This is a genomic window from Parashewanella hymeniacidonis, assembly GCF_016900895.1.
GTDB lineage: Bacteria > Pseudomonadota > Gammaproteobacteria > Enterobacterales > Shewanellaceae > Parashewanella > Parashewanella hymeniacidonis.
In genome coordinates this window covers 1-11,200 of the sequence record NZ_JAFEUN010000124.1, presented here as the reverse complement: position 1 = coordinate 11,200, position 11,200 = coordinate 1, and the positions used below count along the sequence as shown (strand labels likewise).

Below are 11,200 nucleotides of genomic sequence, written 5' to 3'. Positions count from 1 at the left end.
TCAATTTTATATTTTGTGTGAGAACCATGCCTGTATCTCATACAAACATCATAAGGCCAACTGCTAGCTAAAAGCTACCCGTCTGAAAGACGGGGGGTTCAACCCAGTTGTGGGACTAATGAACTTGAGAATCAAAGCTGTGACACCGTATTTGAAGAAGATAAGTGGAAGCTGTTAATGAAGATGAAAAAGCCAAGGGGCTGGAATGGCAAAGATACTCCAAGCCTAAAGGGGCTTATCAGTCGCAGGCTAAATCAGGTGGTTTTACAGACACTAAACGAACAGGTATAGCAGGCTGGGAAACGATTTGGGCAGGTTGGGATACCCTTCAATCTTATGTTGTTGGATATAGGATGGCGAAAGAAATGCTTGCTGACGGAGAAACCCTCTGAGATCAGATCAAGAAACAGGTGTACACCTCATATAAAAGACGACTACTTGCCAGAAATTCTTGCTTTTCTTACTGATCTTATAACACACCCATTGGAACATAAACTTAGTTAGATGTTGATTACACAAATTAAATAACCAACATAACTAACCTGATCTCTGGATAAGCAAACCTCTAAAGCACAGCTATTTTCGACTATTCCGGCGTTGCAATTTACTGAAATAGACATGCTATAGCAACAAATTGCCCCTTGTACTAGACGAAATTATCAGCACTGTAGATTCAAATTTAAAATGACTTTTATAACCAAGAGATTGTGGATTTCATTATCCAAAGCTCAGGTTAACTAAAAATCTAAATCAATTATACTGTCAGACAATTCAACAGTTTTTCAGTTTGTGCCCAACTTATGCATGCATCAGTAATTGACTTTCCGTAAACCAATTTTCCATCCATAGATTGCTTGCCCTCTTCAATGAAGCTTTCAAGCATAATTCCTAAAATATTTTGATTACCTTTTCGCTTTAGTTGGGCCACATGGAGTGCAATATCAATTTGTTTAAGGTGTTGTTTTTGTGCATTATCGTGACTGCAATCAATCATCACTTTAGTATGAACATTTTTGTCTGTTAACGTTGCGACTGCCTCTTCGATACTTTTCTCATCATAATTAGTAATCACTTCACCTGTAGCTGTTTTGCCTCCCCTTAACACTAGATGAGTATCTGGATTACTCGGAGTATCTATCATCGCAATTTCACCTTGTCGATTTAACCCTAGCGTATGATGGCTATGCCCAGCTGAAATCATGGCATTTATAGCCGTATCTGCTGATCCATTGGTGTTATTTTTAATGCCTACAGGAATGTTTAGATTACTCACCATCTCACGGTGAGTTTGAGATTCGGAAGTTCTTGCACCAATAGCAACCCAAGAAATTACATCATCCATGTACATCATTACTAGAGGGTTTAATGCCTCTGTAGCCAAAGGTAAACCCAATTGTGCCAGCTGGAGCATTAATTTCCGAGAACGTAAAAGCCCTTGCTCCATATTGCCACACCCGTCACGAACGGGATCGTACGCAAAGCCTTTCCAGCCAACACTGGTTCTTGGTTTTTCAACGTAAGTTCGCATTACAATCAGTAATTTGTCAGAAAGCTTTTCGTTTAGTTCCGCTAACTTTTGTCCGTACTCCAAAGCAGCGGCTTCATCATGAATTGAACATGGACCTGTAACCACCAAAAGTCGGTCATCTTTACCGTTAAGAATATCTCTAATTTGCTGCTTAGAATGTTCAACCGATACCATTATATCTTCAGACACAGGCAGTAAATTTTTCACTTGTAGCGGTGATAACACCTTTTTCGCTCTTGAGTCATTTGCGGCTTTTGGTGCTTCTGTTCTTGGTAAAATATTTAATTGAGTCATAACGTTTCTCGCTTTAGCTGAATAAAAATTTATTTTTTTCAATATGATGAGCTAGATTCGCCAATACGAAATAAGCCCACCGCAGCTAAATCGCCCGTTCGAGCGCCTTGCGAGTTGATGGAAAATGTCAGTTACTAAAGACACCATCGTTATGTCCTCTCCAGGTAAATACCAAAATTAAAAAAAACCCCGACTGGCTGACTGCCTATCGGGGTTGCATCCCTGGTTGGCAGTCTGGCTTTCGCCGGGACTGCCGTTTTTTGTTTACTTAACGGCGACCCGACTCCTGACTAAAATAGCCATAACCAAAGCACCAAAAATATACAGACGCAGAAGCTAACACACTATTAATTGTGCGGTAGATAATATTGGTCGATGCGTTTGTATTGAATTTTTTCATGCTTTCATCATGTACCAGGCAAATTTATAATGCAACAGTTCGTGATACAATTTACGCATTATTATTTTAACAGCTTATTTATTAGCATATGGCTTCAATCAATCCCGCTTTTATCGAACACATTACAGCACAGCTACCGCCTCACCTTAATATTAATGATTTAATTAACTTTTCTAATAAGTCACTTCGGCCATCAATCCGGGTGAACACTCTAAAAATTTCTAATGAATCACTCATTCAAATCCTAGAAAAAAAAGGGTATCAATTACAAGGGATTCCATGGTGTAAGAATGGATTTTGGATAACTGGAGGTGAAGACCGCTCACTTGGCAATTTAGTCGAGCACCTACAAGGATTGTTTTATATTCAGGAAGCCAGTTCAATGTTACCGCCTGTTGCACTATTTTCTGAGGAAGATGACTTTACTTCAATATTAGACATGGCAGCTGCACCAGGTTCAAAAACCACACAAATTGCCGCTATGATGAATAATCAAGGGATATTGATCGCAAATGAATATTCGTCAAGCAGAGTCAAAATGCTACACGCTAACCTCGTAAGAATGGGAGTAACGAATTCTGCCATCACTCATTTTGATGCTGAAGTTTTTGGTGAGTACTTATTCGAAGAGTTTGACGCCATATTATTAGATGCACCTTGCGGAGGAGAAGGCACTGTTCGCAAAGATGAGCAAGCCTTGAAAGAGTGGAGACTTTCAGAGGTGGAAGCAATCGCAGTAAAACAGAAACAGCTCATATGCTCAGCATTCGAAGCACTGAAAGTTGGTGGCACGCTTGTTTACTCCACATGCACCTTAAGCCAAGAAGAAAATCAGCAGGTTTGTCACCACCTGAAACAGTCGTATCCTGATGCCGTTGAATTTATTTCTCTGCATGAACTGTTTGAGGGTGCAGATAAATCAATTACTGAAGAAGGTTTCTTGCATGTTTGGCCTCAGACCTATGATAGTGAGGGTTTTTTTATTGCAAAATTCAAAAAAACATCAGCGGTTAAACGTAGTAAAAACATGCCAAAACCGCAAAGGAGTTTTCCTTTTCAAACGGCAAGTAAAAAACAAGTCAATGAAATATCTGAATGGCTAAAAGCAAGTTACGGTATCGAATTTCCAGACCATTCAGTTTTAAAAGTGCGTGATCAACAATTTTGGCTATTCCCTAAAAAGTTTGAATCTTTTATAGGTAAAATGCGTTTTCAGAGGATTGGTTTAAAACTCGCTGAACAAAAAGGCAAACATTTAAAACTTTCACATGAGGCCGCTACCGTTCTTGCTGTTTCTAGAGAACATAAGTTAGACATCAGTCTGGCAGAAGCAAGCGAGTACCTTAAAGGTAGAGATATCCCTCTAACTGTTGCGACAAAAGCACAAGGTGAAAAAACACTCTTCTTGCATAATAATTCTCTGGGCCTAGCAAAGCATTTAGGAAATAAATTAAAAAATAATTTACCTCGAGATCTAGTCAGAGATAATGCTACAACTCAATAAACACAAGGTTTTGGGATGCTAAGGCCTAGTTAAAACACAAGGAAAGCTACTTGATTAATAAAAATTAATGTAATTTTTTAGGCAATTTATTCTAACTGTTCTAATCTTTAAGTTAATGAATTTCTTCATTAATAATTTTGAAACATAAGAATAAATTTTAAAAGTTATTAATGAGTTACCGAGTAGCGCACGGCTCGAAAGAGCCATTTCCCAACGCCCAATTCAATTTATTGAAATGGGCTTTTTTTTATCTGTTTTACTTTAGTCGATTTGCTGTTTTAAACAGAACAAAGAAATTTTCGCCTGTATATTCAATCAAATCTTGATATTTTTCACCGCGAAGTTCAGCAACAAACTCCGCAACATCACGTACAAACGCAGGCTGGTTTTCTTTGCCTCGATGAGGGACTGGTGCCAAATATGGTGAATCTGTTTCAACCATTAACCGATCTTTTGGTACTTTACGAATAACACTACGTAATTCACCGGCATTCTTAAATGTGACGATACCTGAGACAGAAATATAAAAGCCAAGATCTATGGCCGCTTTTGCCATTTCCCAATTTTCAGTAAAGCAATGTAAAACACCACCTACCTTATCGGCATTACCATTTTTTAGCATGGAAATTGTATCGTCACGAGCATCACGAGTATGAACGATCAACGGTTTATCAACCTTTAAAGACAAAGCTATTTGACGCTCAAAACAATCTTGTTGTAACTCTTTCGTCTCCGGTGAATAAAAGTAATCAAGTCCTGTTTCACCAACTGCGATCACTCGCTCATGACGAGCACTCTCCAACAACATGTTGTCATCAAGTCCGGATTCAACATCTAAGGGGTGAACCCCAGAAGACAAAAATACTTGAGGAAAAGGTGCAACCTTTTCTTGCATTAATTTAAATTCTTGTTGGCGAACATTTACACAAAGCATATACTCAACGCCATTTTCAGTGGCGTTACCAATGACTTTACTCAAGCTTTGGTGATCTGGTGCCGCTTTTAAACGGTCTAAATGGCAGTGGGAATCGATTAACATTAATAGTAATGAACAAGTGAAAATAGCTGCAAAGAATAACAGTCTACATAGTACAGGTCAAATCATCAGAATTTAATTCGCTGGCGAGTAGCTTTTCAATTCTTTGCCTATGAATTTGATCATCTGATTCAATTTTGACTCCAACCCCAACCGGACGACCTCCTGAAGCGCCTTGAGGGTTACTCCACACAACAGTACCTGTAAATTGGTAATCATTATTATCTTGCGGTAATTGATAATGAACAAATAACCTTTCACCCAGCATTAATGGCTTTGGCATATTGATAAACAGAGCTGCGGGAGAAATAAATGGCATGTAGGCACGGTAGAGTTGATGAAGGTTATCAAACTCGATTGAAACTCTCTCCATATTGCACCTCTGTAACAGAGGTACTTACCTCTGTTTAATGGTTGGTTAGATGTCGATATTTAAGTATGATTTGCTGGCACAGTCCTGTTGCGTTGACGTTACTCATCAATGATAGTCTTTGACGTATTGTCATCACTTCCGATGCTAATTTTATTATGTTGGCTTGCAACAGAGGATCAGCATACTTATTTTGAAGTACAAATTGTCTGAGCACGAGGTACAAAACATCTAAAATATCAACAATTTCTTTTTCATCTATATCTAAAAAGCTAGTACATAGATGCCCTTCCATCAAACTTTGACTCCAATCCTTACGATAACTCAGTAGAGTTTGATAATAACCAGATGTAGCAGATTCTATTAAATTTAAAGGTCCCCCGACGATAGGCATTGCCCAAGTCATGTCACCAGAAACTTGAGAGTTTTGTTGTAACCAAACATTGAGTTCGTCTTTTGAGGGCAAGTGCACGGCAATTTCTTGGCAGCGGCTGCTGATCGTTGCCATTAGTAAACTGGGCGACGATGTTTGCAAAAACAGTAAAGTATCCCTACCTGGCTCTTCCAATGTTTTTAATAGCGCATTAGCAGCTGCAACGTTCATCTTTTCGCATTCATAAATCACAGCAATACGTTTACCGCCTTGCTGTGAAGTATTGGCTAAAGCACGACAAAGATGCCTAATTTGATCAACTTTGATTTGCTGACCATCAGGTTTAATGATATGTAAATCAGGGTGTGTGCCCGCCGCCGTCAATTGGCATGAATGACAAAAGTTACATGCTTCACCATTTATAGGCTTATTGCATAAAGCCAAACTTGATAAGTGTTCTAGCAATAACTCTGCACCGTACCCTTGCTCAATACCTAACAGTTGAGCATGCGGCATAGTATCTTCGGCCAATTGTTTGGCGAAGATGTTACAGGCTGATTTTAACCAAGATAATTGGTTCAATTTAACCATGGCATAGCCTGTAAAACACTGATGATGTCTTTGTGTACTTCTGTAATATTCTGACTTGCATCTATGACGTAAATGCTGTCATCTTCAGCAGCAATTTGCAGGTAGCGTGCACGTGCTCTCTCAAAAAAGTCTATCTTTTGTTGTTCAATACGATCTAAGGCACTACGAGATGCAGCACGTTGTAACCCTAGTTTTGGCGCTATATCTAGATACAAAGTCAAGTCTGGCTTGAAGTCTTTTAACGTCACATCGCTGATTACATTAACAAGATCATTTAACCCTCTACCGCCACCTTGGTATGCAAGAGACGAAAGATTGTGTCGATCACCAAGAACGCATTGGCCATTATTAAGTGCAGGTTTAATTACATTAGCCACTAACTGTGCACGAGCAGCATAAATTAATAAACATTCTGCCTCGTCGCAAAGAGGATCAGTTGTATCAACCGTTTTAACCAAATCACGCATTTTTTCTGCAAGAGGTGTTCCACCAGGTTCCCGAGTGCACACCATTTCACGATTTGTGTGCTTTTCAATATAATCTCGGACTAAACTGATCGCACTAGATTTACCAGCACCTTCTAGACCTTCGATAACAACAAATTTCCCTTGAACTCCACTCATTTTTTACTTCTCTGATATGTGTTTACTGCGCGATTATGTGCTTTTAACGTTTTCGAAAAGACATGACTACCATCATTTCTAGACACAAAATATAAGTAACCAACATCAGCTGGATGGGCTGCGGCTACAATAGAAGCAAGGCTGGGTGCAGCTATTGGTGTCGGTGGTAATCCTTTTATTCGATAAGTATTAAAAGGCGTTTTTGTTCTTAAATCTTTTTTGGTTATATTCCCTTGGTAACGATCACCCATGCCATAAATAACAGTAGGATCGGTCTGCAGACGCATACGCTTCTTCAATCGATTATTAAATACTGCCGATATCAAATTTCGCTCTTCTGGTTTAGCCGTTTCCTTTTCAATGATCGAGGCTAAAATCAATAACTCATATGATGAGTTTACGGCTACCGATTTGTCTCGTTGATCCCAAACTCGCTTTAATTCTTCTGCCATATGATTATAGCTTTGTTCTAACAACGTTTGAACTTTCGTCGTTGAGGTGTAGTTATAGGTCTCAGGAAAAAACTTACCTTCGGGCAAACCAGAAGTATCACCATATTTTTCTAGCACTTTCACAAAGATGTCTTTCGGTAACACCATTCGAGGTGCCTTTTTAATTGTTTGCTTCCACTCTTTTAGTGTGTGGCCTTCGATTAAAGTAAGCTTGAACTTTTTTACATCACCTTCAACTAACTTTTGCATTATCAAAAGTGGTGTATCTCCCGTATGCAATTCATATAAACCCGTTTGAATTTTTTGATAAACTGGGTTTAATTTCACAAATAGCTTAAGCTTCCAGATATCAGAAATTACACCTTGCCTTTGCAATTTAAGTAAAGTGCCATTAATGGATGCACCTGGCTCAACCCAAAGCTCTCTTTGTTGTTTAATATTCAGCGGTGAATTTGCATAAGATTCAATTGAATTTTTCACATAAAAAACACCAATGAATCCAGTGATAATAAAGGTAAAACAAATTTTAAACAGGAGTTTCCTCATAATTGGACTCCTAATAAATTATTCAACATAGATGTAGAATCCCAAGCTTCAAAACAATGCTGATCGACTTGTTTGACATCAACGACACCCATCAAACTATTTGTCATGAAAATATGTTCTATTTTATTGAGAGCTTCAATCCCAACATCAGAAACTTCAACATTAAAACCTAAATCAAGCAACGCATAAATCACTCTTTCTCTCATTACTCCTGCGACACCACTATTGCAGAGCGAAGGTGTGTACCATTTATCATCTAGATAAAAGAATAAATTAGCCATCGAGGACTCAATAATTTGGTTATCGTTATCAGTGACTAACCAATCTTGAAAGCCATTAGGTAATAACTGAGATTTAATCAACACTTGCTCTAAACGGTTTAAATGTTTCATACCGGATAATTTAGGTTGTTGAGCCAGCCTTATATCCGACAAGGTTAGGTTGAGCCCTGTCTGCTGTAACTTTTGATAGTTTGTGGGAAAGTCAAAAATAGTAATAACAGTAGTGATATTGGTGCAATTTAAGGCTGAATAGCCACGACCACCAGAACCACGTGAAATGAGTAATTTAATACCTCGGTTGGGATTAGCTTCAGCGATTATTTCGAGTAAAATTTTTTGAGATGTTGGTAACTGCCAAAAACCTGTTTCATTTTTAATATTTAAACGAATGACAGCTTGTTCAATACGAGATATGTGTGAATTGAAGAAAAGAATTTGGCCTTCTTGGTTAACTCTCATAGTTAAAAAGAGGCCATCACCATAGTTGAGGCCCCTATCAGAAACGTCTATCAGCTTTCCTTGCTGACCATTAATCCAAATATTTTCCATATATTAATCTTGGCTAATTCGACTCGCTACGGCTTCTTGTTGATCTTTATATTTCGCATTTTCACGCTTGTTATATGGCTTTGCCACAGGCGAAGATAAACGCTCAAAGTTTAACGCCCCAATCGTCATTTTAGGTCGTAGTGCAAGCGGTAGTTTACCACTGTTATAGAATTCTAAAACGATTTTCCCCTGCCAACCTGGATCGATTCGATGCGCAGTAACATGCACCATTAAACCTAAACGAGCTAATGAAGATCGGCCGTCTAACCAACCTACAATGTCTGGTGGTAAGGTGACGCTTTCATAAGTTACCGCAAGGGCAAGTTCACCTGGGTGTAAAAAGAAAGCCTCACCGTCAGGTATATCAATTTGATCACTCATTACGCGATCGAGTGCTTTTTGAACATCAACACTTGGCCCACTTAAATCAATGAAAGGAGCAGTATGATCTTTAAACACTCTGAAATGACTACCTAACCTTACATCAATACTTACACCACTAATGGCTTCTTCATCTGGCCGTGGTGACATAATAATCTCACCATTATCCAAACTGCGGGTAATTTCAATATCGGTTAAACGCATCTTATGTGCTGCTCCTTTGCGTATTTCGGCTGTCAGCCAAGTAGGTGTTGAATTCTAGCTTTTAGTATATCGGTTGCGATACGGTTTTTACCGCCTCGTGGAACAATGATATCAGCATATTGCTTAGAAGGTTCAATAAACTGCAGGAACATTGGGCGAACAGTCTTTTTATATTGAGAAATAACTGATTCCATTGTTCTATCCCTTTCTTCAACATCACGTTGTAATCGACGTAAGAAACAAATATCCAGTGGTGTATCCATAAATACGCTGGCATCAAATAGATTACGAAGTCTAGGGTCAGTTAATAATAAGATGCCTTCAAGGATAATCACTTTTTTAGGTGATACTTTTGTGGTTTCAGTTGTACGAGTATGCTCTGTGTAGCTGTATTGTGGCACTTCGATTGTGTCACCGGACTTAAGCTTAATTAAGTCTTCACAGAGACGCGCATGATCCATTGACTTAGGATGGTCGTAATTGGTTTTAACACGTTCTTCCATCGTCATATGACTTTGATCGTGATAGTACGCATCTTCATTGATTACTGCGATTTGATCAGTACCTAAATCACGACGTAACTCTTCAAAAATAGTTCGAGCAATTAAACTCTTACCTGAAGCTGATGCACCAGTAATCGCAATAATAACACACTGCTGAGAATTCATTTTTTGACCTTGTTTTTTTTAAGCTTTTTAAAATTTATTCATCAGTAAAACTGATTGAAACTGAATCGGTAGTTTGATCGACAACGAAGTTCGCTATTTTTTCAGCGATACCTGAATACAACAAACTGATTTCAGTGTCTGGTGTCGCCACGAGTGGTGGCTTACCTAAATCCATGGCTTCACGTATTTCAACGTTTAACGGTAGTGCTCCTAAAAACGGTACTTGATATTTTTCGGCTGTTCTTCTGCCGCCATCAGTACCAAAAATATGTTCTTTATTGCCACAACTACTACAAATATGAAAACTCATGTTTTCAATCAGTCCCAAAATAGGCACATTTACTTTTTCAAACATATTGATGCCTTTACGGGCATCCGCTAATGCAATGTCTTGAGGTGTTGTGACAATAACAGCACCTGTGAGCGGTACTTTTTGAGATAACGTAAGTTGGATATCACCTGTACCAGGAGGTAGATCTACAAATAAGTAATCTAACTCTGGCCAAGCGGTCTCATTCATAAGTTGAGATAAAGCGCCTGCAGCCATTGGTCCACGCCATACAGCTGCATCTTCACTGTCAATCAAAAAGCCGATAGACTGAGCAGTAATGCCATGAGCCGAAGCTGCCGTCATTTTCTTTTCACCAATTGCCTCAGGCTTAAACGTTTCCAAACCCAACATCAATGGAATAGAAGGGCCATAAATATCGGCATCTAATATACCCACTTTATAGCCTAGTTTGCTCATCGCTAATGCCACATTTACAGATGTAGTGGACTTACCAACACCTCCTTTACCTGAGGCAATAGCAATAATATTTTTCACATTGGATAATGCTGACGATGGAACTGAATTTTGGTTATTCATAAACAGTTTATTCTTCTATTCAACATAGAATTAAAAATTCCGGCAATTGTACCAGATATTAAACTGAACTTAATGGTTTTACGGTTTTGTTGGTTAAAATATGACGAACTGAACTTAAGCTATCATCTTATTGATAATGAAATCTTCAGAATTTGAACAATGCCAGTGGCTTTCTTTCGAAATGGAATACGCTCTGACGTGTATTTATCTCCCTAACGACACTGAATCAAGTCAATTTACATTGCATACTTTGGCGACAGAACTCCAAGCGATACTAACTCATAGCTCTCATAAAAATATCGACTAAAGCTATAGTAGAATCATATTTTAACATCTAGTAAAAACAGCATCATTGTGCAATCAGCCGTTACTAATTAGTCGGTTCTGAAAAAATCCATTTCAAGAGTTAAAATGTACGGCATCTGATTTACGCAAAATTCAGAGCCGTACCCAAAAGCAAGATTTCTTAGATTTTGCATCAATTTCACTACAAAACAGCCAAAACTCACCATCTTTTTCGAGCAAAAAGAAA

The 11,200-nt window shown here is 38.5% G+C and carries 11 protein-coding genes and 1 pseudogene; 2 read left to right on the top strand and 10 right to left on the bottom strand.

What is annotated here, in order from left to right; translation table 11 throughout:
* Nucleotides 1–164 precede the first annotated feature (164 nt).
* Nucleotides 165–392, top strand: a complete 228-nt coding sequence (locus tag JQC92_RS18730; RefSeq protein ID WP_205001077.1) for a hypothetical protein — start codon at nucleotides 165–167, stop codon at nucleotides 390–392.
* 362 nt (nucleotides 393–754) lie between these two features.
* Here JQC92_RS18730 and JQC92_RS18725 read toward each other — a convergent pair whose 3' ends face one another.
* Nucleotides 755–1,822: a 3-deoxy-7-phosphoheptulonate synthase gene (locus JQC92_RS18725; protein WP_205001076.1), complete on the bottom strand. Its 1,068-nt coding sequence runs from the start codon at nucleotides 1,820–1,822 to the stop codon at nucleotides 755–757.
* A 488-nt stretch (nucleotides 1,823–2,310) separates the two neighbouring features.
* Here JQC92_RS18725 and rsmF point away from each other — a divergent pair, with 488 nt between their 5' ends.
* Complete coding sequence (rsmF, locus tag JQC92_RS18720; RefSeq protein WP_205001075.1) at nucleotides 2,311–3,726, top strand: 16S rRNA (cytosine(1407)-C(5))-methyltransferase RsmF; 1,416 nt, start codon at nucleotides 2,311–2,313, stop codon at nucleotides 3,724–3,726.
* 256 nt (nucleotides 3,727–3,982) lie between these two features.
* Here the strand turns inward: rsmF and JQC92_RS18715 are convergent, their stop codons facing one another.
* The 9 genes and pseudogenes from JQC92_RS18715 to apbC form a co-directional block, all read right to left on the bottom strand.
* Nucleotides 3,983–4,765 (bottom strand): TatD family hydrolase, encoded by a 783-nt coding sequence (locus JQC92_RS18715; RefSeq protein WP_205001074.1) that lies wholly within the window; start codon nucleotides 4,763–4,765, stop codon nucleotides 3,983–3,985.
* A gap of 43 nt (nucleotides 4,766–4,808) precedes the next feature.
* Entirely contained in the window at nucleotides 4,809–5,135 is a 327-nt protein-coding gene (locus tag JQC92_RS18710; protein WP_205001073.1) for a PilZ domain-containing protein, read from the bottom strand.
* A 34-nt stretch (nucleotides 5,136–5,169) separates the two neighbouring features.
* Entirely contained in the window at nucleotides 5,170–6,096 is a 927-nt protein-coding gene (gene holB / locus JQC92_RS18705) for a DNA polymerase III subunit delta' (protein ID WP_205001072.1), read from the bottom strand.
* Complete coding sequence (gene tmk / locus JQC92_RS18700; RefSeq protein ID WP_205001071.1) at nucleotides 6,084–6,719, bottom strand: dTMP kinase; 636 nt, start codon at nucleotides 6,717–6,719, stop codon at nucleotides 6,084–6,086. Before tmk ends, holB begins: the two co-directional genes overlap by 13 nt.
* The gene (gene mltG, locus JQC92_RS18695) at nucleotides 6,716–7,717 is read right to left on the bottom strand and encodes an endolytic transglycosylase MltG (RefSeq protein WP_205001070.1); all 1,002 of its coding nucleotides are present in this window, start codon (nucleotides 7,715–7,717) and stop codon (nucleotides 6,716–6,718) included. The genes tmk and mltG overlap by 4 nt, the downstream gene beginning before the upstream one ends.
* Nucleotides 7,714–8,547: an aminodeoxychorismate lyase gene (gene pabC / locus JQC92_RS18690; protein WP_205001069.1), complete on the bottom strand. Its 834-nt coding sequence runs from the start codon at nucleotides 8,545–8,547 to the stop codon at nucleotides 7,714–7,716. The genes mltG and pabC overlap by 4 nt, the downstream gene beginning before the upstream one ends.
* 3 nt (nucleotides 8,548–8,550) lie before the next feature.
* Nucleotides 8,551–9,132 (bottom strand): dCTP deaminase, encoded by a 582-nt coding sequence (gene dcd, locus JQC92_RS18685; RefSeq protein ID WP_205001068.1) that lies wholly within the window; start codon nucleotides 9,130–9,132, stop codon nucleotides 8,551–8,553.
* Nucleotides 9,133–9,164: 32 nt separating this feature from the next.
* Nucleotides 9,165–9,800 carry a uridine kinase gene (gene udk / locus JQC92_RS18680; protein WP_205001067.1) on the bottom strand — a complete coding sequence of 212 codons (636 nt, stop codon included), beginning with the start codon at nucleotides 9,798–9,800 and terminating at the stop codon, nucleotides 9,165–9,167.
* Between the two features lie 34 nt (nucleotides 9,801–9,834).
* Nucleotides 9,835–10,635: pseudogene (gene apbC / locus JQC92_RS18675) on the bottom strand (iron-sulfur cluster carrier protein ApbC); the annotation flags it as partial.
* Between the last annotated feature and the right edge of the window lie 565 nt (nucleotides 10,636–11,200).

What these genes read in the sequence shown, in the direction of transcription:
- mltG (WP_205001070.1), bottom strand. Translation starts at nt 7,717, where the DNA reads ATGAGGAAACTCCTGTTTAAAATTTGTTTTACCTTTATTATCACTGGA.
- udk (WP_205001067.1), bottom strand. Translation starts at nt 9,800, where the DNA reads ATGAATTCTCAGCAGTGTGTTATTATTGCGATTACTGGTGCATCAGCT.
- pabC (WP_205001069.1), bottom strand. Translation starts at nt 8,547, where the DNA reads ATGGAAAATATTTGGATTAATGGTCAGCAAGGAAAGCTGATAGACGTT.
- JQC92_RS18715 (WP_205001074.1), bottom strand. Translation starts at nt 4,765, where the DNA reads ATGTTAATCGATTCCCACTGCCATTTAGACCGTTTAAAAGCGGCACCA.
- dcd (WP_205001068.1), bottom strand. Translation starts at nt 9,132, where the DNA reads ATGCGTTTAACCGATATTGAAATTACCCGCAGTTTGGATAATGGTGAG.
- JQC92_RS18710 (WP_205001073.1), bottom strand. Translation starts at nt 5,135, where the DNA reads ATGGAGAGAGTTTCAATCGAGTTTGATAACCTTCATCAACTCTACCGT.
- tmk (WP_205001071.1), bottom strand. Translation starts at nt 6,719, where the DNA reads ATGAGTGGAGTTCAAGGGAAATTTGTTGTTATCGAAGGTCTAGAAGGT.
- JQC92_RS18725 (WP_205001076.1), bottom strand. Translation starts at nt 1,822, where the DNA reads ATGACTCAATTAAATATTTTACCAAGAACAGAAGCACCAAAAGCCGCA.
- holB (WP_205001072.1), bottom strand. Translation starts at nt 6,096, where the DNA reads ATGGTTAAATTGAACCAATTATCTTGGTTAAAATCAGCCTGTAACATC.
- rsmF (WP_205001075.1), top strand. Translation starts at nt 2,311, where the DNA reads ATGGCTTCAATCAATCCCGCTTTTATCGAACACATTACAGCACAGCTA.